Genomic DNA, 23,331 nt, shown 5'->3' with positions numbered 1-23,331 from the left:
CTCAGGAGATTAGGCACAGGTCATGCCCCTTAGGATTCGTCTTAGGGGCATGACCTGTGCAGTAAACCCGAGGGGGATGAGTGAAGCCGTCAATCGTGTGGTTCCGGGACGACCTCCGGGCCACGGACAACCCGGCGCTGCGGGCGGCGGCCGACGAAGGGGCCGCCGTCGCGCTTTATGTCTTCGACGAGGAATCGCCGGGAATCAGGCCGCTCGGCGGCGCTTCCCGCTGGTGGCTGCATCATTCCCTGCTCACCCTTCGCGAGGACCTCGCCGCCTTGGGCGTACCGCTCGTGCTGCGCCGTGGACCGGCGACGGAGATTGTCCGGGAAACCGCGACGGCGATGGGTTCCGGATCGCTGTACTGGAACCGCCGTTACGGCGAGGCAGAGCGAACGCTCGACGCCGGCATCAAGGTCTGGGCGCGCGAGTCCGGGATGCACGCGGAGAGTTTCCGGGCCTCCTTGCTGCACGAACCGTGGGCCGTCACCACGAAGCAAGGCGGACCCTTCAAGGTCTTCACGCCTTTTTGGCGGACCGTGTCCGGGTTGGATTTCCGTGAACCGCTGGAAGCTCCGGAACCGGGCCGGGGATTCTCCGGCCGGCTCCCCGGGTCCGAGGGTTTGGACACGTGGGGACTGTTGCCGCGGGACCCCGATTGGTCTGCCGGATTGTCCGAGAGCTGGGAGCCGGGTTCGGCCCAGGCGCATGAGCTTCTTGACGACTTCGTGGAGCACGGGCTGGCGGACTATTCGGTGAACCGGGATCGTCCGGACCTGTCGGGCAGTAGCCGGTTGTCGCCCTTCCTGCGCTGGGGGCAACTTAGCCCGTTCGAGGTGTGGCATGCCCAGCAGGGCCGGCCGCGGGAACTGGGCGACGGCGCGGCTGTCTTCGCCTCGGAACTCGGGTGGCGTGAATTCTGCTGGCACCAATACTTCCATCACCCGGACCTGGCAACGGCCAATTTGCGGCCCAGGTTCGACCACTATCCGTGGGCTTGGCCGGGTGGTGAGGATAGCGCCGCCCAGGAAACCGACTCCCAGCAGGCCGCCACCCTCCTTCGGGCATGGCAGGAGGGCCGCACCGGCTTCCCCTTGGTGGACGCCGGCCAGCGGCAATTGTGGCATACAGGATGGATGCACAACCGGGTCCGCATGGTTTCCGCCAGCCTTCTCGTCAAGAACCTCGGCATCCATTGGCAAGTGGGCGAGCAATGGTTCTGGGACACCCTGGTGGATGCAGATCCTGCGTCCAATCCCGCGAACTGGCAGTGGGTAGCCGGTTCCGGCGCGGACGCCTCGCCCTTCTTCAGGATCTTCAATCCGGAGACCCAGGCAGCGAAATTCGATCCCCACGGCAGCTACGCTGGCCAATGGATCCCGGAACTGACCACGGCCGACTATCCGGAGCCGGTGGTGGACCTTAAGGCCTCGCGTCGGGAGGCGCTGGAGGCCTACGCCTCGCTGCCGCGTTGAGCCGGGCCACCTGGGCAGCAACTGAAGTCCTCTAGAAATTAGTAGGAAGTCCGAGTATATTCGGGATCAAAGACGTCCCGGAGTGCAGTTGGACATGTGCTTTCGAGGCCGATGGCGGGCATTCCCCCTATGCAAAGGAGCATTCCATGGTGCGCGAACTTTCCCACTACATCGACGGCCAAAGAGTCGACGGGACCTCCCCGCGATTCAGCGACGTCTACAATCCCTGCACGGGCGAGGTTCAGGCACGGCTTCCCCTGGCCAGTGCCGACGAGGTCAGGAACGCCATTGCGAGCGCGGAGAAAGGCCAGCTCGAATGGGGCGCCATGAACCCGCAGCGCCGCGGCAGGATCCTGCTGAAGTTCGTGGACCTGGTCAACGAACACATGGACGAACTCGCTACGCTCCTTTCCTCCGAGCACGGCAAAACCTTCCCCGATGCCAAAGGTGACATCCAGCGTGGCATCGAGGTGGTGGAGTTCGCCGCCGGTGCCCCGCACCTGCTCAAGGGTGAATTCTCGGACAACGCCGGCACGGGCATCGACGTCCACTCACTGCGCCAGCCCCTTGGGGTGGTCGCGGGCATTACGCCTTTCAACTTCCCGGCCATGATTCCACTCTGGAAGTCCGGCCCCGCCCTGGCTGCCGGCAATGCCTTCATCCTCAAGCCTTCGGAGCGCGACCCGTCCGTGCCGCTGCGTCTGGCAGAACTTTTCACCGAGGCGGGATTGCCGGACGGCGTCTTCAACGTCATCAACGGCGACAAAGAAGCCGTGGATACCCTCCTTGAGGATCCACGGGTGAAGGCCATCGGCTTCGTCGGGTCCACGCCGATTGCCCAGTACATTTACGCCACGGCCGCGGCCCATGGGAAGCGCGCCCAGTGCTTTGGCGGCGCCAAGAACCACATGGTGATCATGCCCGACGCCGATCTCGACATGGCCGCGGATGCCCTTATCGGTGCCGGGTTCGGCTCCGCCGGGGAGCGTTGCATGGCGATTTCGGTGGCTGTCCCTGTTGGCCAGAAGACAGCGGACCAGCTCGTCTCCAAGCTGCAGGCCCGCATCAAGGGCTTGAAGGTGGGACCCAGCCTGGCCGCGGATTCGGACTTCGGTCCTGTAGTGGCCGCCTCGGCGAAACATCGTATCGAGGGGTACATCCAAGCGGGCGTCGACCAAGGCGCCACGCTCGTCACCGATGGACGCGACCTGAAGGTGGACGGCTACGCCGGAGGCTTCTGGGTTGGCCCGACCCTTTTCGACAACGTCACGAAGGACATGTCCATCTACAAGGAGGAGATCTTCGGCCCGGTCCTGAGCGTCCTCCGCGCAGCCGACTACGAAGAAGCACTGCGGCTCTGTTCCGAGCACGAGTTCGGCAACGGCGTCGCGATCTTCACCCGCGACGGCGACGCTGCCCGCGACTTCGCGAGCCGCGTCGAAGTGGGCATGGTGGGCATCAACGTTCCCATTCCAGTCCCGATTGCCTACTACACCTTCGGCGGCTGGAAGGCCTCGGGCTTTGGCGACCTCAACCAGCATGGTGCGGACGCCTTCCGCTTCTACACCAAGACCAAGACGGTCACCACCCGTTGGCCCTCCGGCATCCGCCAGGGCGCCAGCTTCGTGATGCCGGCCGGCAGCTAATGGCCGAGGTCCTGTTCGAGAAGCGCGGCCACCTCGGCGTCATCACGCTGAACCGACCCAAGGCCGTCAACGCCCTCACCGCCGGGATGGTGCACGCCATGCTGGATCAGCTCACCGCCTGGGCGGACGACGACGCCGTCAAGACGGTTTTGGTGCACGGCGCCGGGGACCGGGGACTGTGCGCGGGTGGAGACATCGTGGCGATCTACGACGATATCCTGCGCCGCGGAGACCAGACCGCGGACTTCTGGGCCGCGGAGTACCGCTTGAACTCGCTCATTGCCCGGTACCCGAAGCCCTATGTGGCCTTCATGGACGGGCTGGTCCTCGGCGGCGGCGTCGGGATCTCCGCCCACGGTTCGGTCCGTGTGGTCACCGAGCGGACCCGTACCGGCATGCCGGAAACCACGATTGGTTTTGTGCCCGACGTCGGCGGGACCCTTCTGCTGTCCCGCTCACCGGGCGAGTCTGGTACCCACGCAGCCCTCACGGGCGCCCACTTGAGCGGGGCCGATGCCCTGTTCCTGGGGCTCGCGGACCACTTCGTCCCGTCCGAAAGCCTGCCCGCGCTCGCGGAAGCGTTGGAAAGCTCGACGGCGGAGGCCGCCGTCGGGAGCTTTGTTCGGGAACCGCCGGCCTCGGCACTGTCTGGCCAGCGCGAGTGGATCGATGATGCCTACGCTTCCGACGACGCCGAGGAAATCGTCGCCAGGCTCCGTGCCGCTGGCGGGGACGCCGCTGCGGCCGCGGATACGATCGAGGCGAAGTCGCCTACAGCCGTGAAAGTCACCCTGGAATCGTTGCGGCGCGTCCGGGAACTCTCGCTCGAGGAGGCCTTGGAGCAGGAATACCGTGTTGGCGTGCGGTGCCTGGCCGGGCCGGATTTCCGGGAGGGCATCCGCGCCCAAGTGGTGGACAAGGACCGCAACCCACAATGGAAGCCAGCTTCCCTGGCGGAGGTGTCGCCGGCCGCCGTCGAAGGCTTCTTCGCCTCGCTAGGCGACCGTGAACTCAAACTTCATTCAAAGGAGTCCGACCATGTCTGACGCAGTTTCCGGCACCATCGCTTTCCTTGGCCTTGGCCACATGGGCGGTCCCATGGCCGTGAACCTTGTCAAGGCAGGGCATCAAGTAGTCGCGTACGATCCCGTACCGGCAGCGCTTGAAGCAGCCCGTGAACACGGCATTGCGACGGTGGATTCCGCTCCGGAGGCCGTTGCCGGCGCCTCCGTTGTCCTGACCATGCTGCCCAGCGGCAAGCACGTCCTGGACGCTTACCGGGGAGTGGACGGAGCGCCGGGCCTGCTCTCGGTAGCTGCGCCGAATACACTGTTCCTGGACTGCTCCACCATCAACGTTGACGAGGCCCGCGAGGCCGCCGCCATTGCCCTGGAGGCCGGCCACCGCTCCGTGGACGCGCCTGTTTCCGGAGGTGTGGTGGGCGCCGAAGCAGGAACCCTGACCTTCATGGTGGGGGCGTTGCCCGAGGACTTCGAAACAGTGAAGCCGATCCTGGAACTCATGGGCCGGAGGATCGTGCACTGCGGTGACCACGGAGCCGGGCAAGCCGCCAAGGTCTGCAACAACATGATCCTGGGCGTTTCCATGATTGCCGTCAGTGAGGCATTCGTCCTGGGCGAGAAGCTGGGCCTGACGCACCAAGCGTTGTTCGATGTCGCTTCCAACGCCTCGGGGCAGTGCTGGGCGCTGACCACCAATTGCCCGGTTCCCGGACCGGTTCCCACGAGCCCGGCCAACCGCGACTACCAGCCCGGGTTCGCCGGCGCGCTCATGGCGAAGGACCTCCGGCTCGCGGTCAACGCGCTTGAGAGCACCGGAGTGGACGGGCAAATGGGGCACTTGGCGTCGCAGATCTACGATGCTTTCGCGGCCGAAGGCGGAGCCGGGCGCGATTTCTCCGGCATCATCACCGACATCCGGGACAAGTCCGCCAAGTAGCCTTGGCGGGTACGTTATTCTTCCTGAGCAACAGACAAAAGGGGCACGGCTTGGCGCAGCAGTACGAAAACATCCTGGTGGAACTCCGTGGACGGGTGGGCTTGGTGACCCTGAACCGGCCGAAGGCACTCAATGCGTTGAACCAGGCCACCATGAATGAGATCGTGGCGGCCGTGTCGGACATGGATTCGGATCCCGGGGTGGGAGCCGTGGTGATCACCGGCTCGGAGAAGGCCTTCGCGGCCGGCGCCGACATCAAGGAGATGGCATCCAAGGGGTACATGGAAATGTATGCCGCCGACTGGTTCCGCGCCTGGGAAAACCTCACGCGCCTGCGCATTCCCGTGATTGCCGCGGTGTCCGGCTTTGCCCTCGGCGGGGGCTGTGAACTTGCCATGATGTGCGATTTCATCATTGCCGGGGACAACGCCAAGTTCGGTCAACCGGAAATCAACCTCGGTGTCATTCCGGGCATGGGTGGCTCGCAGCGGCTGACCCGTGCCGTGGGCAAGGCCAAAGCGATGGACATGATCCTCACGGGGCGGTTCATGGACGCCGAGGAAGCCGAGCGGGCAGGACTTGTTTCCCGCGTCGTGCCGGCCGATTCCGTGGTGGAGGAGGCCTTGAAGGCCGCCGAAGTGATCGCGTCGAAGTCCAAACCGGTAGCCATGGTGGCCAAGGAAGCCGTCAACGCAGCCTTCGAAACCGGCCTGTCCCAGGGTGTTTTGTTTGAGCGCCGGATCTTCCACTCATTGTTCGCCACCGAGGACCAGAAGGAAGGCATGGCGGCGTTCACCGAGAAGCGCCAGCCGGAGTTCAAGCACCTTTGATTCACATCGATTGCTCCCCACCGGCGCCCTAACCTCGCAAGCTCGGCCAGGGAACCCTGCCGGCGTGGGCCCAGCGTCGTTTTGGGGGCCCAAAACGGCACTTACTCAGCAGTGGATGGCCCAGTCGCGGGACCGAGCTCGACCGGGAATTCGAGCGCGTGGCCGTATTGGGACCAACCGCCCGTGAAGAGTCTGCCGTGTCCAAGGCCAGCGTGCTCAAGGGCCAAAAGATTGTGGCAAGCCGTTATTCCGGAACCGCAATAGCTGATCACGTTCTCGGCCGACGAGATGCCTGCCGCGGCGAAGATGCGCAGCAACTCGGCCTTGCCGCGCAGTTTCCCGTCGGGGTCCAGGTTCTCCCTGCACGGGACGTTCCTCGCGCCGGGTACGTGCCCGGGCCTTGGATCGATGGGGTCCTGCCTGCCTTCGAAGCGGTCGCGATTGCGTGCGTCGACTACGAGGTTCGCTTCGATCGAGAGCTCGTGGATCTCCGTCAGACGATCGCCGGGCCACGGTTCTGCGGTGAAGTTACCTGCGGGCCTCGAAGGATGTTCGGTTTCCAAGGACCCTTCATAGCTGGCCATCCCGCCATCCAAAATGGCCGAGCTGTGGCCCGTGGCGCGCAGCATCCAGACCAAGCGTGCAGCGATGACCCCGCCGGCGTCGTCGTACGCCACAACGATGTCGTCGTCGCTGATTCCCGATTCCCGCATCCCAAAGGCAAAATCACTCGCCGCGGGCAGCGGGTTCCTTCCTTCGAGTGGCGATCCCTCGGCCGATAGCCAGCGATCGAGATCGACAAAAACGGCGCCGGGGATGTGCCCGCCGTCGTACGCCTCCCGGCCCGAGCGCCCGTCGAGGTACCAGCGCACATCGGCCAGAACCACGCGGCGACGGTTTTGAGATAACCATTCGAGATCGACAAAAGGTTCCACTGCTGTACTCTGCATGGCTCAATGCTATATGGGAGTCTCATTATTTGATATACGAATCTCACAATATGGTCACGCGATGGGCTTGTCACACAGCCGAGGGCTTATGGACATCCTTGGTCCGGCGTAGAGTCCAGCTGGTTGTCCAGGAGTTCGTAACGGCGGACGGTTTCGCCGCCGACGTACCGGATGTTCGCCGGGTTCCGGCTGACGCCGGCATCGGCCGGAGAGATCATCGCACCAGCGCTCAACGGCCTCCGCCGCTACGTGTTCTCACGCCAACTGAAGGAAGCTCTCTGAGGCGATTTTCCTGAGGCCAGGACCCGACGCTGCTGAGCTTGGCGGGAGCGAAGACGTACGACCAAGGGTTGATCGAACTCGAATACACCGTGTGCAAGTGGGGCTAACGGGCTTCAGCATTGCTGTCCGCCGGGACCAGCGCTGCGTCGAAGAACGTGCGTTCCAGCCGGACCGCCTCGGCGAACGTCCCGCCCACGCGGGCACGGTCTTCGGCGGAGACGGGCTCGACGGCGTCGAACTCCGCCCGCAACCACTCAACCCACGTGTTGTACTCGGGGTTGTTGTGCAGGCGGATCCACTCCGAATGCTTTGCTGCTGACGGCCATAGAGCGGGGTCGCCGGCCCGGGACGCCCAGTCGCCGTACAGCCATTCCGCCACCAGTACTACAGCCAACACGTCCGGGTAGGAGCGCGTGGCGATAGCGCTCCGCATGAGCGCATCGAAGTCGCGGGTCGCAGGACCCAGTGAAGGCGCTATCCGGTCGGCCTCAGGTACGGATAACTCCTCAAAGCAATCCTGGAAGTATGTGTTCTCGTCCGAGGCGAAAGCCCCGAGCACCCGCGCGAACACGAGTCGCGAAGGAAGCGACGGTGCTGAGGCAACTGCCTGGCCTAGGAGCGCTGTGAACGCATCGCAGAACTGGTAATCCTGCACGAGGTAGCGGCGCAGGTCGTCATCGGGAAGGCTCCCGTCGAAGAGCTGATCCACGAACGGATGGTTGACGGCTGCGTCCCAATCTGCGGCGCAGTTGCTCCTTAGTAGTTCGGCAAAGCCCACGGTGTTCCTCCTGGAAGTTCAGAACCGCAGCCTAGCAGCCGGCGCGATGACGCAGAACGTCAATCGCCAGCCAACCTCAATCCTCTTTGAAATCTCTTGCCTATTCCGGCCCAACACCAAACTCACATGATCGACGATCCGCTGACCGGATTGGTAGGCGGGTCCAGCTGAACTGCCGGGCGCCGTGCTTGCGTGGGAAGCGATGGGCTGTGTTGCCCCGCCGGACGACACAGGCGTCACGCGACATAGACAACGCGTTAGCCGTCCGTAAAGTCGCCCGCGGCCTTGCGGAAGTCTCCGAGCACGCGAATCAGGTGCTCGACGTCTTCGTCCCCGAAACCGGACTGGCCGAATACCTCGTTGTTGAGTGCCGTCGTCGCGCGCTTCGCGAGGGTGCGGCCCTCCGCGGTGAGCTCGATCAGCGTGGTGCGCCCGTCGGTGGGGTGCGGCGAGCGGACCACGAGGGCTGCCTTTTCGAGGCGGTCGACGGCGTTCGTCACCGACGTCGGATGCACCTGGAGCAGCGCACTGGCTTTGTTCATGGGCAGCGCGCCGCTGCGGGCGAAACTCAGCAGGGCCAGGAGTTCGTAACGGGCGAAGGTCAGCCCGAACGGCTTCAGCACGCCCTCGATCCGCGCCAGCAGGATCTGCTGCGTGCGCATGATCGCGGTGATGGCCGCCATGGGCGCGGCGACTTCGCCCCAGCCGTGGCGTTCCCAGTTTCGCTGGGCGTCGGCGATGGGGTCGCGGGGGAGCGGGCTGCCCACGGTGCCTCCTGACATTGTTTGGCTGCCTATTCTTTCAGACTCGGGAACTCGTCCTCTGTGTACTCGACGCCCAGGCCGGCGGGCAGCGGGCCGTCGCCGTGGCGGGCCACCTCCGTGCCTCGAAGTTCGACACGCCGGATCTTGCCGGAAATCGTCTTGGGCAACTCGCCGAATTCGAGCCGACGGATGCGCTTGAACGGCGCCAGATGCTGCCGGCAGTACCTGAGGATGTCCTCCGCCACGACCGGACCGGGCTCGTAGCCGGCGGCGAGCACCACGAAAGCTTTAGGCACCGAAAGCTTGACCGGATCCGGAGAGGGCACGACGGCGGCCTCCGCCACTGCGGGGTGTTCGATCAGGACGCTCTCGAGTTCGAAAGGGGACAGTCGGTAGTCCGATGACTTGAAGACGTCGTCGCCGCGGCCCACGTAGGTAATGACGCCGTTCTCGTCCCGGCTGGCCATGTCGCCCGTGTGGTAATAACCGTCACGGAAAGCCTCGGCCGTCTTTTCCGGGTCGCCGAAGTAGGACTTCATGAGCCCCACGGGGCGGGGGTCCAAGCGCAAGCACAGCTCGCCGTCGTCGGCCTCTTCGCCCGTGGCAGGGTCAACAAGTACGACGTCGTAGCCCGGCAACGGCCGTCCCATCGAGCCGGTCTTGACCGGCTGGCCCGGGGTGTTGGCGACCTGGACTGTTGACTCCGTCTGGCCAAAACCGTCGCGGATGGTCTGGCCCCAGGCCCTCTCCACTTGACCGATCACCTCGGCGTTGAGCGGTTCGCCCGCCGAAACCACCTTGGTGGGCGGGGTTTTGAGCAGGGTGAGGTCAGCCTGGATGAGCATGCGCCAAACGGTGGGCGGGGCGCAGAAGCTCGTGACGCCTTCGCGCCCCATCTGTTCCATGAGGGCCTTGGCATCGAAGCGATCGTAGTTGTAGACGAAGACGCAGGCCTCGGCGATCCACGGCGTGAAAACGTTGGACCACGCGTGCTTGGCCCAACCGGGGGAAGCCACATTGAGGTGGACGTCTCCGGGTTCCAGGCCGATCCAGTACATGGTTGAGAGGTGCCCCACGGGGTACGACGTGTGGGTGTGCTCCACCAGCTTCGCCCGCGACGTGGTGCCCGAAGTGAAGTAGAGGAGCATGGTTTCGTCGGCGGCGGTGGGGGCGTCGGGGACGAACCCGGTCTCCGCGGAATCCGCTTCGGCATATTGGAGGGCGGTGGCGGTCTGGCCGGCGGCCGGGTTTTGGGGGACGGCCGGGCCGCCGTCGCCCACTTCAATGAGGGTGTAGTCGCCCGGCACCTCGGCGAACTTGGCAATGTTGGCGCTCCCAACGGCGGCCCAGCGGGCGCCGCCGCGCTCCACGCGATCCGTGATGTCGCGCGGACCCATGAGTGTGGTGGTGGGGATCAGGACCACGCCGAGTTTGATCCCGGCGAGCATGAGTTCCCACAGTTCCACTTGGTTGCCAAGCATGATGATCATGCGGTCGCCGCGGCGGACGCCCTTGCCGCGGAGCCAGTTGGCGAGCTGCGAGGACCGTGCGGAGAGCTCGGCGAAGCTTCGGCGGGTGGAGCTGCCGTCCTGCTCGACGATGACCAAGGCAGGGTTGTTGGCTGTGGCAGGGTTTGCCGCGATCTGGTCGAACCAGTCGAGTGCGAAGTTGAACTCGCTGAAGCGGGGCCACTGGAATTCGCTGTGTGCTTTGGAGTAGTCGGTGCGCAGCTCAAGGAGCCGGTCGCGGGCTGCACGGAAGTCGTCGGTGACTGTCATTGTCTGCCTTTCGCCCTGCGTGGATGGGTAAGCGCGGACCCGGTGCGAGCTGGCCGTGTGATCCGCCTCACCTGCAATATACTAGGACATCCAAGGGTTTGGAAGGGGCAGTGTGGCGCGGATGCGTCCTGTCGCGCCGGGCAGACTTTTGCGGGATGACGACGGCGGCGCCGGTTCAGGCGACGGCTACTTCCACCACGTGTCAAAAATCGTGACCGGAACAGTGCGCTTGTGCCGTGTACGCAGGTACTTCTGCTCGATCAGCATCGCGGCGGCCTCGGGGATCTCGCGGCCCTCAAGGTAGTCGTCGATCTGGTCGTAGCTGACACCGAGTTCATCCTCGTCGGTGCGTCCGGGCGTGCCGTCCAGCAGGTCCGCCGTCGGAATCTTCTCCCAGACCCGGGACGGGGCGCCGAGTTCCGCGAGGAGTGCGCGGTTCTGCCGCTTGTTGAGGCCGAAGAGCGGCAGGATGTCCGCGCCACCGTCGCCGAACTTGGTGAAGAACCCGGTGACGGATTCGGCTCCGTGGTCCGTGCCGATCACCAGGTAATTGTGTTCGCCGGCGAGGGCGTACTGGGCGGTCATGCGGGCCCGTGCCTTCGTGTTGCCCTTGTGGAAGTCCGAGATGCGTGCGCCCGTGGTCTTTTCGAACTCGTCCTCGAAGCCGTCAACTGCCCGGGAGATGTTGAATGTCCATTCGGTCTTGGCCTGGATGAAGTCCAGTGCGGCCTGGGCGTCGTCCTCATCGTGCTGGGCGCCGTAGGGGAGCCGGACCGCCACGAAATTGGCCTCCACGTCCTCGGCTGCAAGCTCTTCGACTGCCAGCTGGGCGAGCCGCCCGGCGAGGGAAGAATCCAGTCCGCCGGAAATGCCCAGGACAAAACCCTTGGTGTGCGTGGCCTTGAGATATTCCTTCAGGAACTTGACGCGTTTACGGACCTCCTCGGCAGGGTCGATCCGGGGCTGGACGCCCATTTCCGCAATGATCGTGGCCTGGAGTGTGCGCATGTCCCCAACACTAGTAACCAGCACTTGAAACACTCAACTGTGTCACCCAGGGTGTCGTACCGCAGGATGGGCGAACCCGGCCCAACTAGCTCGCAGTAGGTGTCGTTTAGAGGCTCCAAAACGACACCTACTGCGTGGGCCCACGCCGCCAGGGTTCCCTGGCCGAGCTTGCGAGGTGAGGGTGGCGGTGGGGATTAGTTGGGCGCACGCGGCCCATTCAGCGCACCGGCGCGGCGCCCGTCGATGCCCGGACTGTGAGGTGGGTGGGCATGACTGCCAAGCGCCGGCTGGTGCCGCCGTACTGGGGATTCAGCCGGGACAGGAGCATGGAGACTGCCACGCGCCCGGCTTGTTCAATGGGAGACGCCATGGTGGTGAGGGGAGGGTTGCAGAAATCGGCTCCGAAGATGTCGTCGCAACCGACGATGCTCATGTCGTCGGGCACCCGGATACCGCGTTCGCGCAGCCGCTGCAGCATCCCGATGGCCAGCAGGTCATTGAAGACGATGCACGCCGTGGCCCCCGTGTGCACCGCAGCGTCCGCTGCAGCCGCTCCGGATGTGGTCTTGGGTGCGAACGGTCCCACGCTGAATGTGGTCAGCTTCCGTTCCGTGGTTTCTTCCTGGAAGGCTTGCCACCGCTTGGCGTTGGACCAGGAGGTGGCCGGGCCTCCGACGAAGCAAATCCGTGTGTGCCCCAGCGAGACCAGGTGCTCCAGCGCCTGGATGATGGCCGACGGCGTATCGATCACCACGGTGGGTGCAATTGCCGGGGCCCGGTTGATGGTGACCAGGGGCTGCTGTGCCGCCGCTTCGGCCAGCTGTGCATCCGTCAGGCGGGACGCGGCAAGGATGAATCCGTCTGCCGAACGGCGCATTTTCTGCAGGGCATCTGCCTCCATCTCGGCTGATTCCTCGGTGTCTACGAGCAGTTGCGTGTAGCCTGCGGCCTTCAACTGGTGCTGCGCCCCGCGGATGATGTCGAAGTAGAACGGATTGGTGATGTCCGGAACCAGTACGGCAACGGTCTGGGTGCGTCCGGAGCTGAGCCCTCGGGCCTGGGAGCTTGGAATGTAATTCAATTGCGCGGCTGCTTCTTCGATCCGCTCGCGCGTCACATGGTTCACCCTCCCGGGATTGCTCAGGGCTCTCGAGACTGTTGACGTCGCCACTCCCGCGAGCTCCGCGACGTCGCGGATCGTGGGCTGTTTGCCCGGTGCCTGGAGCTGGAGTTCTGCCATCGTCTAGGTTTCCTCATCTGCCGCAGCCGCTCAACAATGAGTGACTTGTCCCACAATTGCAGCACCGATGACAATTTTTGGCAATCGCTTGTCATCCTTGTTGCGCATGCCTAGACTCGGAGAAATCACCCGATGTGACGAGCACCACGCCAATGAGGCCATCGGGCTCCAGGGAGGAAAACAATGAAGTTTGCATCGTCCGCCAAATTTGCCGCTGTTGCTGTAACAGCCGCCCTAGCTTTGACCGCCTGTGGAGGCGGCAGCACCAGCTCCGGAGGGAGCGCCGGGCCCGTCGATGGGAAGGGCAAGAAGCTGAGCGTCCTGGTCAACTCCAGCGCCGCCTATCCCGCCCAGCAGAAGCAATGGTTCACCGACATTGCGGCCAAGTTCAAGGCGCAGACCGGTGCCGACGTCCAATTCGAAACCTTCGCTTCGGCCAACGATGAACTGACCCGCATCCAGACGTCCGTCGTCTCCGGACAGGGACCTGACGTCTACAGCCTCGGTACCACCTTCACCCCCACCGCGTATGCAACCAAGGCCTTCGTCACGTTGTCCGACGACGACTGGAAGAAGGTAGGCGGGAAAGACAAGTTCAACCAGGCTGCCCTGGGAATTTCCGGCCCGGACGCCCAGCACCAAGCGGGCATTCCCTTTGTCAGCCGGCCGTTCGTGATGGCCTACAACAAGGACATCCTGAAAGCAGCCGGGATCGACAAGCCCGCCACCAGCTGGGACGAGCTTGCAGCCCAGGCCAAGAAGATGACTGATCCGTCCACGGGCACCTTCGGTCTGGCCACCGGGTACAAGGACAGCTTTGACCCCTGGAAGTTCATCTGGGCCATGTCCGTCCAGGCAGGAAACCCGCTCGTGGACGGCAAAACGCTCAAGCTTGATGACCCGGCCGTCAAGAAAGCCTACGAAACCTACTTCGGATGGCTTACCAAGGACAAGGTAGTCGATCCGGCTTCCATCGGGTGGAGCAACAGCAATGCCGTTGCCGCCTTTGCCTCGGGCAAGGCCGGATACCTCATGATGACGACGTCGAGTTCCCTTCCGACTCTCGACAAGTCGGCTGTCGCGGGAAAGTACGCCTACACAGCCATGCCGACGACGGCCCCGGGCCAGTCGTCTCCGCAGGGCGATGGCGCGAATGCGGCCAGCATCCTGTCCGGTGACAACGTGGTTGTTGCCGACTACTCGAAGCAGAAGGACCTTGCCTTCGCTTACATCAACCTGATCACGTCCAAAGATGAGCAGTTGAACTACCAGAAGATCTTCGGAGACCTGCCGGCCAACGCCGAAGCCCTGAAGGCTTTGAACAACCCTGTCCTCCAACCGGTTGCCGACACCGCGGCGAAGTCCAAGGCCACGCCGTTCACGGGAGCTTGGGGCGACATCCAGCTCGCTCTCCTCAACGTGGTGGTCCAGTCGATCCCCGATCTCTCCAGGGGTTCCGTGGACGACTCCAGCCTCCAGGCGCGCCTCAAGGACGCACAATCCAAGGGCCAGGCCTCACTTGACCGGGCATCGAAGTAAGTAGGAACTGACATGTCCACCGATTCATTGACTGCGGGAAAGTCCACGCGCCGCAAATCGTCCCGCGCTGCAAAGCCGGACCCGCAGTCGCCGGACAACACGCCCCGGCGCCGCAAGGGGCTGAGCGAACGCAACCGCCCCTTGTGGATGCTGATTCCAGGCGGCCTGCTGATGGTGATCATCATCGTGGTGCCGCTCCTCCTCGGCATCTTCATGTCGGGGCTGGACCTGGACCAGTATTCGCTGCGCCAGTGGGTCAGCGCTCCGTTCATCGGAGTCCAGAACTTCGTCGAAGCGTTGACCGCATCGCCTTTGCTCCACGCCATCTGGCTCAGCGTCAGCTACTCCTTGCTCGCCATGGTTGTCACTATCCCGCTCGGCATCGCCGGCGCCGTCGCGACCCAGAACGCGTTCAAGGGCCGGGCCGTGATCCGTTCCATCTTCCTGGTCCCCTACGTCCTTCCCTCCTTCGTGGTGGCCACGGTGTGGCGGACGATGTTCCAGCCGGGCAGCGTGATCGATTCGGCGCTGCATTCGGTAGGCATCGACCCCGGCCTGTGGCTCAACGGTCCCCAGTCTTATTGGACGCTGATCCTGGTCCAGATCTGGGCATCGTGGCCGTTCGTCTACCTGCTGGCATTGTCCGGGCTCCAGTCCGTGGACCATGAGGTCCACGAGGCCTCGGCCCTTGACGGTGCGCTGTGGTGGAACAAGCTCCGCTACGTGGTCTTCCCTTATCTCAAGGGTCCGCTCTCCTTGGCGTTCCTGATCGGCATGCTGCACCACATCAACAACTTCACCTTGCCGTTCGTCCTGTTCGGGGTACCCGCTCCGTCCGACGTGGAGCTGCTCCCGATCCTCACCTACGTCACGAGCTTCCAGAGCTTCAGGTTCGGGCTCAGCGCGGCCATGGCCTTCATTTCGCTGATCCTGATCGCGATTCCCCTGTTCGTCTATCTGCGGGCCGTCAAACTCGACGACGCCGAAACTCCCGGAGGCAAAAAGTGAGCACCGCAACTACCGCCGTCGGACGCAAATCGAGCGATGACTTCCGCCCGGGCTCCAAACGCCAGCACGAAGTCACCAAACTCTTGCCAGGGCCCATGCTCGCCATCATCCTGACGGTGTTGTGTGCCCTGGTGCTCATTCCGGTGGCGTACATCTTCCTGGCGTCCGTGAACTCGGACATCGGCGTGGCCCGGGGCGAGTTCTTCCCGTCCAGCTTCTCCTTTGAGAACTACTCCACCATCTGGTCGAGTGTTGGACTAGCCACGGGCCTGGCCAACAGCGTGCTCGTGGCCGGTTCCACCGCCGTGGTCTCCGCACTGATGTCGATCGCCACCGCCTACGTCCTGGTCCGCTACCAATTCCGTGGCCGCTTGACGATCCTTCGCGGGCTCCTCGGACTGCAATCGGTTCCCGGTACCCTCATGGTGCTTCCGGTCTTCGTGCTGTTCTCCTCGTCCGCCAGCTACTTGGGCATCCAGATCATCGGCACGCAGTGGGGTTTGTTCGTGACGTACCTGACGTTCGCGATGCCGTTTTCCACCTGGGTGATGGTCACCTACCTGCGCGGCCTGCCGAGGGAACTCGAAGAGGCGGCAAGGATCGACGGCGCCAGCAACCTGGGCGTGCTGGTGCGGATCATCCTCCCGCTGAGCTGGCCCGGCGTCGTCGTTTCCGGTATCTTCGCCTTCCTGCTCGGCTGGAACGATGTCCTGTTCGCCTCGGTCATGACGCGGCCCGAAAGCCAGACGGCCGCCGTCGCGCTCCAGGTCTTCGGCGCCTCGCAAGAAGGCGGCGCGATTCCCTACTACGGCCAAATGATGGCGGCTTCACTTGTGTGTGCCGCCCCGGTGGTCATCCTGTACCTGATTTTCCAGCGTTACCTAGTGGGCGGCCTGACCGCCGGAGGAGTCAAGTAACTATGAGCACGCCAGCTGTTGAATGGGAGCTCTCGGGCTTCGGCGACGAGATCGACGACGACCCCAAGATCCAGATTGCCGTGATGCAGGCATTGGGAGCCAACCACATTGAGGTCCGCAGCGCCTGGGGCACCAACATCGTGGATCTGGATGATGCGCAGCTTCGTGAACTGAAGTCCTTGCTGGATGCCGCGGAGATGAAGGTTTCCGCGATCGCCTCGCCGATCGGGAAAGTGGACGTTTCCCTTCCCGTGGAGCACGAGGTCGAGCGGCTTCGCCGGGCAGTCAACGCCGCGCAGGTCCTGGGATCCCGCTACATCCGGATCTTCTCCTTCTACTACGGCGAGGATGTCGCGGTGGAGAGCATCCGGGAGGCGGTCATCGAACGCATGCGTGCGCTCGCGGACGTGGCGGAAGAGACCGGCGTCGTGCTTCTGCACGAAAACGAGAAGGACATCTACGGGGATATCCCCGAACGGGTCCTGGACATTGTCGAAACGGTGGCGTCTCCCGCGCTCAAAGTGGCTTGGGACGCGGCCAATTTCGTCCAGGTGGGCGTCAAGCCTTTCGACGACGGCTACGCCAAGCTCCGCCCGCACCTTGAATACCTGCAGGTGAAGGACGCCTTGTTCTCGAACGCCGCCGTCGTCCCGGCGGGCGAGGGCGACGGCGATGTCCTCCGCACGGTTGAGGCCCTGAAGGCCGACGGGTACACCGGCTTCGCGAGCCTCGAGCCACACTTGGCCGGTGCCCATGGACTGGGCGGTTTCTCCGGCCCGACGGCGTTCGGCATTGCAGCAAGGGCGTTCGCGAAAGTCCTCCATGAAGCAGGAGTGGGGACGAAGTGAGCCAGGTCTCAAATGCTCCGGGCGCTTCGGAGATCCGGGCCGCGATCGTAGGGTGCGGGGTCATCGGCCGCACCCACTCGGCGGCGGTCCGCGAATTCCCGGAAGTGGTCATCACGGCGCTTGTGGACGTGGTTGCCGAGGCCTCCGAGGCGCTTGCTTCGAAGATCGAAGCCCAGGGCGACCCGAAGCCGGCAGTCTTCCCGACGCTGGCTGAGGCGCTCGCCGCCGCACCCGTGGATCTGGTCATCATCGCGACGCCCAGCGGGCTGCATATCCAGCAAGCGCTGGAAGCGCTCGACGCCGGCAAGCACGTCGTGATTGAAAAGCCCCTTGACGTTGACTTGGGCAAGGCGGACGAAATCCTGGCTGCGGCCAAGGCTGCCGAGGCCAAGGGCCTGGTGGCCACAGTGATCAGCCAGCACCGCTTCGATCCGGCCAGCCGGGTGGTGGACGAGGCACGCCGAGCCGGACGCTTCGGCACGCTGACCTCCGCCGTCGCCTCGGTCAGCTGGTGGCGGAGCCAGGGCTACTACGATTCGGGCGCGTGGCGCGGAACCTGGGCCATGGACGGCGGTGGCGCCATCATGAACCAGGGCGTCCACACCGTCGATCTGCTTTTGTGGTTCCTCGGCCGGCCCCTCGAGATCAGCGCCAAAACCGCGCTCCTTGCCCACCAAGGCGTTGAGGTGGAAGACACCGCCGTAGCTACTGTCACCTTCGAGTCAGGCGCCCTTGCCGTGTTGCACGCGACGACGGCGGCGTACCCAGGCTTGACGGTGCGCCTCCAGGTGATGGGCAGCAAGGGTTCCGCAGTGATCGACAACGACGACCTCGCGTACTTCCACGCCTCCGACGCCGCAGATCCTTCGGAAAGCAGCGCCATGGGCATCCTCGGCGGCGGGAACCAGGCCGCCGTCGAGCTCGCCAGATACCCGGACGACACCGTCGAAGCACTGGACCCCACGGTGTATCCGGCTGGACATGTCCGGCAGTACCGCGACATCATCGCGGCGATCCGTGCAGGACGCCCCGCGGGTGTTACCGTCCGGGATGCCGTGACCGCTCTGGCTACAGTGCGTGCCCTGTATGTCTCGGCCACCTTGGGCCAGCCCGTGCTGATTGCAGACGTCATAGCCGGCAAGTACAACAACGTGGAGGTCCGCACCGGCGGGGCCCCTTCCCACCCGGGAGCCCCCACTGGCTCGCCCCGCGAAGAGGTATCGGCATGAAGTTCTCCGTCTTCACCGCATCCACGCCCGAATGGTCGCCGCGGGAAGCCGCCACCAAGCTTGCCGCCCAGGGCTGGGACGGCATCGAATGGCGCGTCACGGACCAGGCGGAGGCAGCAGAACCAGGCTTCTGGGCAGGTAACCGTGCCACCTGGCCCATGACGGGCTTGGAGGGCTTGATCCCGGAGATTGCGCGCCTCACCGCTGAAGCAGGCCTGGAGTTCTCCGGCCTCGGCGGTTACGCCCGCTGCGACAACCACGACGACGTCGATCGGGTCCTCGCCGCGACCGCAGCCTTGGGTGCCCAGCAGGTCCGAGTGAACGTGTTGCCGCTGGGCAACTCGAACATGGGCGGCCAGGAACCAACCGGCCTGTCCTACCCGGAACTCTTTGCCGCCACCCGGGAACACTACGAGTGGGTCGCTTCCCGCGCGGCACACCACGGCGTCAAAGCCCTCGTGGAACTGCACCATGGAACCGTGACGGCGTCGGCCTCTTCGGCCCGGCGATTGCTGGAAGGGCTGGATCCCAAGCACGTTGGCGTTATCCACGACCTCGGCAACCTGCTGATTGAGGGCTGGGAATCGCCGTTGCCTGCACTCCAGCTCCTCGGCCCCTACTTGGCACATGTCCACGTGAAGAACGCCCGCTGGGTCCGCACCGAGGCGAAGGACGAATCGGGTGCGGCCATGTGGGTCAACGAATGGGCACCCCTGGCCGAGGGACAGGGAAGCGTCCTGGCCTACTTCCGGGCGCTCGCAGAGGTTGGCTACGACTCCTGGGTCACGCTGGAGGACTTTTCCACCGAGCTTCCGCTGGAGGAACGGACCGCGTCGAACCTAGCGTACGTCCGCAAGGCAGCCGCGTTGGCGGGGTTCGACGTCGCCGCTTCAGCCCCGGCATCCTGACGGGTTCGACGTCGCCGCTTAAACACAGCAGCCGCTTGCCTTTCTGAGGCAAGCGGCTGCTGTGCTGTGAGGTCTAGATGGTGCGCGGTGCTTTCGTCAGGTTGTCCTTGAGTTCGGCGGCGTTCTGCCGGATCACGTAGGCCGGGCGGTCACGCTCCACGCGCCAGCTCTCATCGAGCGGCCCGATGTTGACAGTATCGAAGCCGAACTCGTCGTAGAGCTTCGCCACGAGTTCGGCGGCCTCGGGGTAGTCGCTGGCGGTGGCCAGTGCGCGGCGGTTCTCGGAGCCCGCCGGGGTGCCGTCGGTGCCGATCTCCTTCGCCATGATGTGGTTGAAGCCCTTGGCGACCTTGGACGTGGGCAGGTGCTTCTGCAGCAGGCCCGACGTGGTGGCCTCGCCCTTGTCCAGCTCCTGGATGCGGCCGTCCCGTTCCCAGTAGTAGTTGTTCGTGTCGATCACAATCTTGCCCGCGAGCGGTTCCACAGGGATGTCCTGGTAGCTCCTGAGGGGAACGGTGACGACGGCGAAGTCGCCCGCAGCCGCTGCCTCGGCCGGGGTTGCTGCCCGGGCACGTGTGCCAAGCTCCGCCACCAGTTCCGCCAGGGTCTCCGGTCCCCGCGAGTTGCTGATCACTACGTCATAGCCAAGCTCAACTGCTTTGCGAGCGACTTGGCTGCCAATGTGTCCTGCACCGATGATTCCGATTGTTGTCATGTGTGCGGGAACACCGTCTCCCTCGCAGATATTTCACAGGTTACGGCGAGTGACGTGCCGGCGTCGTGGACACTGCATGACGCTCGCCATTCTCTTGCGTCCAACGGCGTTACGTAGAATGGGCACCATGACTGTCGCCTCTGATGCTGCCACCGCCACTGCCGCTACCCGTGCCCGCCTCCTTGAATTGATCAAAGAACTGGCGGTCGTCCGCGGCAAGGTGATCCTTTCCAGCGGTGCCGAGGCGGACTACTACATCGACCTGCGGCGCATCACCCTCCACCACGAGGCTTCGAAGCTGGTCGGCCAAGTCATGCTCTCCATGATCGACGACGCCGGAATCGCCGTTGAGTGCGCCGGCGGCCTGACCATGGGTGCGGACCCGGTCGGTACCGCCGTGATGCACGCCGCCGCCGATGCCGGCCGCGCCGTGGACGCCTTCGTCGTACGCAAAGCCCAGAAGTCCTACGGCATGGGCCGGCAAGTGGAAGGTCCCTCGGTGGAGGGCCGCAACGTCGTGGTTCTCGAGGACACCTCCACCACCGGCGGCTCGGCACTGACCGCCGTCGAAGGCGTCCGCAAGGCCGGTGGCAACGTGGTGGCCGTGGCCGTCATCGTGGACCGCAACACTGGCGCCAAGGAAAAGATCGAGGCCGAAACCGGCGTGCCCTATCTCTTCGCCTTCGGCAAGGACGAGCTGGGACTCGACTAATTCTCCCAAGCCTGAGCGGGTTTTAAGGGGGCCGTGTGCCCGGCGGCCGAAAAGCCTAAGCTGGCTGCGTGAACTATCGGGAGGGGAAATTTCCCCGGAAGCAGCAGCGCTGGCAGGACCCGGGCTCCCTTGCCCGGGTCCTCCGGCAAGCCGCAGATCTGAAGAGTTTTTCCCGTCGCTCCTTCCTGATTGGAGCGGGTGCTTCCACGGCCCTCGCAGCGGACATGCTGTTCACCCGCCAGGTCCAGGCGGAACGTCGCATCACCAAGATCCTCCCCGTGGGGGACGATTTCGCAGAGTCCTACTACCCCAACTCGAGTTGGATTCTCTTCCCCGGTTACAAGACCAGCTGGGAAGAGGCCCAATGGATCCTCAACTCGATACGCGGTTCGCTACGGCAACGGGGCCAGATGGCCGCCGTCGGGTACTCCAACTTGGGCATGGAAGTCACCGAGGTGGTGGACGCCGTGCTCGCCTACATCAACGAGCGGAAGCTGAACACCCTCTATTTCTACGGCCACAGTTTCGGCGGGATGTTGGCCACCGAAGTGGCCGCGCTCCTGCGTGAAAGGAACGGCGTCAGCGTCAAGCTGATCCTGTTGGATTCTTCGCCGTTCAGTAAGTACGACATCCTCGACCAAAGCTGGTTCGACGGCGTGGTCTTCTTGTACGAGAGCGGTTTCCAGGTTCCCTCGGTCCTCCGCGGCGGTTACGAGCTGGGCGAGCGCGTGGTGAACAAGCACGAACGCACGTGGGGGCAGATCTGGGACCAGACGCTGGAGCAGCTGTCGCCAATCGCGCCGTCGAGCGTGTTGATCCAAAGCGAATCGGACTACATCTACCACTTCGACGGCACGCGGTTTGTCGACAGGCTGGGGGACACCCGCATGGCCTTCATCGGAAACCCCAACGATGACACGGTGAACTACGGAACGGCCCGGGCAGCGTGGGCCAAGACATTTCCCCTCAACATCGCGTCCACGGGCCGCAGGACCGACGGCGCCCGTCCCGCCCACGCGAGCCCCCAGTGGAATCCCTTTATCTACAATCCGATCATCGAGGACCTGGAGAACGAGCTCTTTCCGCTGCCCCGCGCCGGCTCGCGGGTGGTGTTCTACTGACCGGTCCCCGCCGCCCCCCTAGGCGTGCCGCAGTCCATCCAGCTCGGAACCACTGAGGCCGGCGTGGCGCAGGTAATCCGCCGCGCTGCCGAACTCGTGCCCGAAACGGTCGAGGAAGTATTCCATCGCAGCTTCGGGGGATTGCAGCAGCATGAGCGAGGGACTGAATGCCTCCTCCGGAACCTCGGGGACAGCCAGCCGCCAGGCCGCCGACATGGTTTCCAGCATCGTGGGGAGGGCAGCGGTGCTTGCGGCGTAGTCCGCCACAACGGCTGCGTGGTCAGTGCCCGTCGCGAGGAGCGCCAGAGCGGATACGACGCCGGTGCGGTCCTTTCCGAGCGAGCAATGGATGAGAGTCCGCTTGCCTTGGGCCGCGGGACGCAGCGATTCGGCCACCCAATCCGGGCGGGCGCGCACCCAGCCAAGGTAGAGCTCGCCAAGGTCTTCAGCCGTGTGGATCGATTGGAGCCCCTCGGAAGCGGTACGCGGATCGAGGGGGTTCTCCACGAGCTCCACTGGAGCCTTGGACATCGAGCCGTTGGCCAGTTGCCAGGGCACAATGGCGCGTTCGTACTCGCTTCGGAGATCCACAACCGCCTGGATGCCATGAAGTTCCAGGAAGGCGGCCGTCGCCGCGATGTCCATGCCAAACGGCTGGCTGCCCCTCAGGATGCGGCCACCGGCCAGGGACCGGAGGTTCAGCACAGCCATGGCCCAGCCCCTTCTTCTTAGATTTGATTCTTGAGGTCCGCTACCGAGTTCAGGATCTGGTTCGGCCGGAACGGGAAGGCCGCGATGTCCTCGCGCTGGGTGATGCCGCTGAGCACCAGGACGGTGTGCAGCCCGGCTTCCATGCCCGCGATGATGTCGGTGTCCATACGGTCACCGATCATTGCCGTGGTCTCCGAGTGGGCGTCGATCTGGTTCATCGCGGAACGGAACATCATGGGGTTCGGTTTGCCCACGATGTATGGCTCGCGGCCGGTCGCCTTGGAGATGAGCGCGGCGATGGCGCCGGTGGCGGGCATCGGGCCGTCCTTCGAGGGGCCGGTGGCATCCGGGTTGGTCGCGATGAAGCGCGCCCCGGCGAGGATCAGCCGGATTGCCATGGTGATCGCCTCGAAGGAGTAGGTACGGGTTTCGCCGAGCACCACGAAGTCCGGGTTCTGGTCGGTGAGGATGAAGCCGGCCTCGTGGAGCGCCGTCGTGAGCCCTGCCTCACCGATGGTGTAGGCGCGGTTCCCGGACTCCGAGCCCTGCACCTGGTCCTTGAGGAATTGTGCCGTGGCCAGGGCTGATGTCCAGATGTTCTCCTCCGGAATTTCCAGGCCGGAAGAGCTCAGCCGGGCCGCCAAGTCCCGAGGGGTGAAGATGGAGTTATTGGTGAGGACAAGGAAACGCTTGGAGGTGTCCACCCAGCGCTGGATCAGTTCAGCCGCTCCGGGAACCGCCTGGTTTTCGTGGACCAGGACACCGTCCATATCCGTGAGCCAGCATTCGATTTCGTGTCCATTGCGGTAAAGGGCTGAGCTCTTCGGGGCCTCGGTTGCGTTCTCCATGCTTTTCCTCCGCGTATTGGCTGTTTCTCGTCCCAAGTCTTTCATCTTTCGGTCTCCGAGACACC

The 23,331-nt window shown here is 64.3% G+C and carries 23 protein-coding genes; 13 read left to right on the top strand and 10 right to left on the bottom strand.

Annotated features, from left to right (window positions below; all coding sequences use genetic code 11):
• Positions 1–80: 80 nt before the first annotated feature.
• The 5 genes from AB4Z38_RS15425 to AB4Z38_RS15405 all read left to right on the top strand — a co-directional run bounded on the left by AB4Z38_RS15425 (position 81) and on the right by AB4Z38_RS15405 (position 5,910).
• The gene (locus AB4Z38_RS15425; protein ID WP_441430512.1) at positions 81–1,475 is read left to right on the top strand and encodes a cryptochrome/photolyase family protein; all 1,395 of its coding nucleotides are present in this window, start codon (positions 81–83) and stop codon (positions 1,473–1,475) included.
• A 146-nt stretch (positions 1,476–1,621) separates the two neighbouring features.
• Positions 1,622–3,121, top strand: a complete 1,500-nt coding sequence (locus tag AB4Z38_RS15420) for a CoA-acylating methylmalonate-semialdehyde dehydrogenase (RefSeq protein ID WP_441430511.1) — start codon at positions 1,622–1,624, stop codon at positions 3,119–3,121.
• The gene (locus AB4Z38_RS15415) at positions 3,121–4,167 is read left to right on the top strand and encodes an enoyl-CoA hydratase/isomerase family protein (RefSeq protein WP_441430510.1); all 1,047 of its coding nucleotides are present in this window, start codon (positions 3,121–3,123) and stop codon (positions 4,165–4,167) included. Before AB4Z38_RS15420 ends, AB4Z38_RS15415 begins: the two co-directional genes overlap by 1 nt.
• Positions 4,160–5,080: a 3-hydroxyisobutyrate dehydrogenase gene (gene mmsB / locus AB4Z38_RS15410; protein ID WP_284981895.1), complete on the top strand. Its 921-nt coding sequence runs from the start codon at positions 4,160–4,162 to the stop codon at positions 5,078–5,080. The genes AB4Z38_RS15415 and mmsB overlap by 8 nt, the downstream gene beginning before the upstream one ends.
• Positions 5,081–5,130: 50 nt before the next feature.
• Positions 5,131–5,910: an enoyl-CoA hydratase gene (locus AB4Z38_RS15405; protein ID WP_441430509.1), complete on the top strand. Its 780-nt coding sequence runs from the start codon at positions 5,131–5,133 to the stop codon at positions 5,908–5,910.
• A gap of 101 nt (positions 5,911–6,011) precedes the next feature.
• Here AB4Z38_RS15405 and AB4Z38_RS15400 read toward each other — a convergent pair whose 3' ends face one another.
• From AB4Z38_RS15400 to AB4Z38_RS15370, 7 genes are all read right to left on the bottom strand, one after another.
• Positions 6,012–6,860, bottom strand: a complete 849-nt coding sequence (locus AB4Z38_RS15400) for a sulfurtransferase (RefSeq protein WP_441430508.1) — start codon at positions 6,858–6,860, stop codon at positions 6,012–6,014.
• An 86-nt stretch (positions 6,861–6,946) separates the two neighbouring features.
• Positions 6,947–7,093, bottom strand: coding sequence for a hypothetical protein (locus AB4Z38_RS15395; protein WP_441430507.1), 147 nt, complete (start codon positions 7,091–7,093; stop codon positions 6,947–6,949).
• A 152-nt stretch (positions 7,094–7,245) separates the two neighbouring features.
• Positions 7,246–7,920 carry a TenA family protein gene (locus tag AB4Z38_RS15390; protein WP_441430506.1) on the bottom strand — a complete coding sequence of 225 codons (675 nt, stop codon included), beginning with the start codon at positions 7,918–7,920 and terminating at the stop codon, positions 7,246–7,248.
• 257 nt (positions 7,921–8,177) lie between these two features.
• Positions 8,178–8,687, bottom strand: coding sequence for a MarR family winged helix-turn-helix transcriptional regulator (locus AB4Z38_RS15385; RefSeq protein ID WP_441430505.1), 510 nt, complete (start codon positions 8,685–8,687; stop codon positions 8,178–8,180).
• 26 nt (positions 8,688–8,713) lie between these two features.
• Positions 8,714–10,462: an AMP-binding protein gene (locus AB4Z38_RS15380; RefSeq protein WP_441430504.1), complete on the bottom strand. Its 1,749-nt coding sequence runs from the start codon at positions 10,460–10,462 to the stop codon at positions 8,714–8,716.
• A gap of 186 nt (positions 10,463–10,648) precedes the next feature.
• Entirely contained in the window at positions 10,649–11,470 is an 822-nt protein-coding gene (nadE, locus tag AB4Z38_RS15375; RefSeq protein ID WP_441430503.1) for an ammonia-dependent NAD(+) synthetase, read from the bottom strand.
• A gap of 217 nt (positions 11,471–11,687) precedes the next feature.
• Positions 11,688–12,710, bottom strand: a complete 1,023-nt coding sequence (locus AB4Z38_RS15370; protein ID WP_441430502.1) for a LacI family DNA-binding transcriptional regulator — start codon at positions 12,708–12,710, stop codon at positions 11,688–11,690.
• 183 nt (positions 12,711–12,893) lie between these two features.
• Between AB4Z38_RS15370 and AB4Z38_RS15365 the strand changes: the two genes are divergently transcribed.
• From AB4Z38_RS15365 to AB4Z38_RS15340, 6 genes are all read left to right on the top strand, one after another.
• Positions 12,894–14,249 (top strand): ABC transporter substrate-binding protein, encoded by a 1,356-nt coding sequence (locus tag AB4Z38_RS15365; RefSeq protein ID WP_441430501.1) that lies wholly within the window; start codon positions 12,894–12,896, stop codon positions 14,247–14,249.
• Between the two features lie 12 nt (positions 14,250–14,261).
• Positions 14,262–15,257: a carbohydrate ABC transporter permease gene (locus tag AB4Z38_RS15360; protein ID WP_441430500.1), complete on the top strand. Its 996-nt coding sequence runs from the start codon at positions 14,262–14,264 to the stop codon at positions 15,255–15,257.
• Positions 15,258–15,352: 95 nt separating this feature from the next.
• A complete protein-coding gene (locus AB4Z38_RS15355; protein WP_441430548.1) occupies positions 15,353–16,174 on the top strand; it encodes a carbohydrate ABC transporter permease in 822 nt (273 codons plus the stop codon).
• 2 nt (positions 16,175–16,176) lie between these two features.
• A complete protein-coding gene (locus tag AB4Z38_RS15350) occupies positions 16,177–17,022 on the top strand; it encodes a sugar phosphate isomerase/epimerase family protein (RefSeq protein WP_441430499.1) in 846 nt (281 codons plus the stop codon).
• On the top strand, positions 17,019–18,251 hold the full coding sequence (locus AB4Z38_RS15345) for a Gfo/Idh/MocA family protein (protein ID WP_441430498.1): 1,233 nt from the start codon (positions 17,019–17,021) through the stop codon (positions 18,249–18,251). The genes AB4Z38_RS15350 and AB4Z38_RS15345 overlap by 4 nt, the downstream gene beginning before the upstream one ends.
• On the top strand, positions 18,248–19,159 hold the full coding sequence (locus tag AB4Z38_RS15340) for a sugar phosphate isomerase/epimerase family protein (protein WP_441430497.1): 912 nt from the start codon (positions 18,248–18,250) through the stop codon (positions 19,157–19,159). Before AB4Z38_RS15345 ends, AB4Z38_RS15340 begins: the two co-directional genes overlap by 4 nt.
• A gap of 73 nt (positions 19,160–19,232) precedes the next feature.
• On the opposite strand, the gene AB4Z38_RS15335 is transcribed toward AB4Z38_RS15340, so the two are convergent.
• Complete coding sequence (locus AB4Z38_RS15335) at positions 19,233–19,874, bottom strand: NADPH-dependent F420 reductase (protein ID WP_441430496.1); 642 nt, start codon at positions 19,872–19,874, stop codon at positions 19,233–19,235.
• Positions 19,875–20,001: 127 nt separating this feature from the next.
• Here AB4Z38_RS15335 and pyrE point away from each other — a divergent pair, with 127 nt between their 5' ends.
• Entirely contained in the window at positions 20,002–20,586 is a 585-nt protein-coding gene (gene pyrE / locus AB4Z38_RS15330; RefSeq protein ID WP_441430495.1) for an orotate phosphoribosyltransferase, read from the top strand.
• A 68-nt stretch (positions 20,587–20,654) separates the two neighbouring features.
• A complete protein-coding gene (locus tag AB4Z38_RS15325) occupies positions 20,655–21,707 on the top strand; it encodes a thioesterase domain-containing protein (RefSeq protein WP_441430494.1) in 1,053 nt (350 codons plus the stop codon).
• An 18-nt stretch (positions 21,708–21,725) separates the two neighbouring features.
• On the opposite strand, the gene AB4Z38_RS15320 is transcribed toward AB4Z38_RS15325, so the two are convergent.
• Positions 21,726–22,418, bottom strand: a complete 693-nt coding sequence (locus AB4Z38_RS15320; RefSeq protein WP_441430493.1) for a tyrosine-protein phosphatase — start codon at positions 22,416–22,418, stop codon at positions 21,726–21,728.
• Positions 22,419–22,435: 17 nt separating this feature from the next.
• The gene (locus AB4Z38_RS15315; protein ID WP_441430492.1) at positions 22,436–23,266 is read right to left on the bottom strand and encodes an HAD-IIA family hydrolase; all 831 of its coding nucleotides are present in this window, start codon (positions 23,264–23,266) and stop codon (positions 22,436–22,438) included.
• Positions 23,267–23,331 lie beyond the last annotated feature (65 nt).

It is taken from the genome of Arthrobacter sp. 2RAF6 (assembly GCF_052115205.1).
Taxonomy (GTDB): domain Bacteria; phylum Actinomycetota; class Actinomycetes; order Actinomycetales; family Micrococcaceae; genus Arthrobacter.
Note: the sequence above shows the minus strand (reverse complement) of the source record. Positions and strands in the feature narration are given on the sequence as shown.

Bases quoted from the DNA above. Each gene is read 5' to 3' on its own strand.
- AB4Z38_RS15320 (WP_441430493.1), bottom strand. From the start codon at position 22,418: ATGGCTGTGCTGAACCTCCGGTCCCTGGCCGGTGGCCGCATCCTGAGG.
- AB4Z38_RS15335 (WP_441430496.1), bottom strand. From the start codon at position 19,874: ATGACAACAATCGGAATCATCGGTGCAGGACACATTGGCAGCCAAGTC.
- AB4Z38_RS15360 (WP_441430500.1), top strand. From the start codon at position 14,262: ATGTCCACCGATTCATTGACTGCGGGAAAGTCCACGCGCCGCAAATCG.
- mmsB (WP_284981895.1), top strand. From the start codon at position 4,160: ATGTCTGACGCAGTTTCCGGCACCATCGCTTTCCTTGGCCTTGGCCAC.
- AB4Z38_RS15315 (WP_441430492.1), bottom strand. From the start codon at position 23,266: ATGGAGAACGCAACCGAGGCCCCGAAGAGCTCAGCCCTTTACCGCAAT.
- AB4Z38_RS15400 (WP_441430508.1), bottom strand. From the start codon at position 6,860: ATGCAGAGTACAGCAGTGGAACCTTTTGTCGATCTCGAATGGTTATCT.
- nadE (WP_441430503.1), bottom strand. From the start codon at position 11,470: ATGCGCACACTCCAGGCCACGATCATTGCGGAAATGGGCGTCCAGCCC.
- AB4Z38_RS15415 (WP_441430510.1), top strand. From the start codon at position 3,121: ATGGCCGAGGTCCTGTTCGAGAAGCGCGGCCACCTCGGCGTCATCACG.
- AB4Z38_RS15340 (WP_441430497.1), top strand. From the start codon at position 18,248: ATGAAGTTCTCCGTCTTCACCGCATCCACGCCCGAATGGTCGCCGCGG.
- AB4Z38_RS15365 (WP_441430501.1), top strand. From the start codon at position 12,894: ATGAAGTTTGCATCGTCCGCCAAATTTGCCGCTGTTGCTGTAACAGCC.
- AB4Z38_RS15370 (WP_441430502.1), bottom strand. From the start codon at position 12,710: ATGGCAGAACTCCAGCTCCAGGCACCGGGCAAACAGCCCACGATCCGC.
- AB4Z38_RS15355 (WP_441430548.1), top strand. From the start codon at position 15,353: ATGCTCGCCATCATCCTGACGGTGTTGTGTGCCCTGGTGCTCATTCCG.
- AB4Z38_RS15420 (WP_441430511.1), top strand. From the start codon at position 1,622: ATGGTGCGCGAACTTTCCCACTACATCGACGGCCAAAGAGTCGACGGG.
- AB4Z38_RS15380 (WP_441430504.1), bottom strand. From the start codon at position 10,462: ATGACAGTCACCGACGACTTCCGTGCAGCCCGCGACCGGCTCCTTGAG.
- AB4Z38_RS15350 (WP_441430499.1), top strand. From the start codon at position 16,177: ATGAGCACGCCAGCTGTTGAATGGGAGCTCTCGGGCTTCGGCGACGAG.
- pyrE (WP_441430495.1), top strand. From the start codon at position 20,002: ATGACTGTCGCCTCTGATGCTGCCACCGCCACTGCCGCTACCCGTGCC.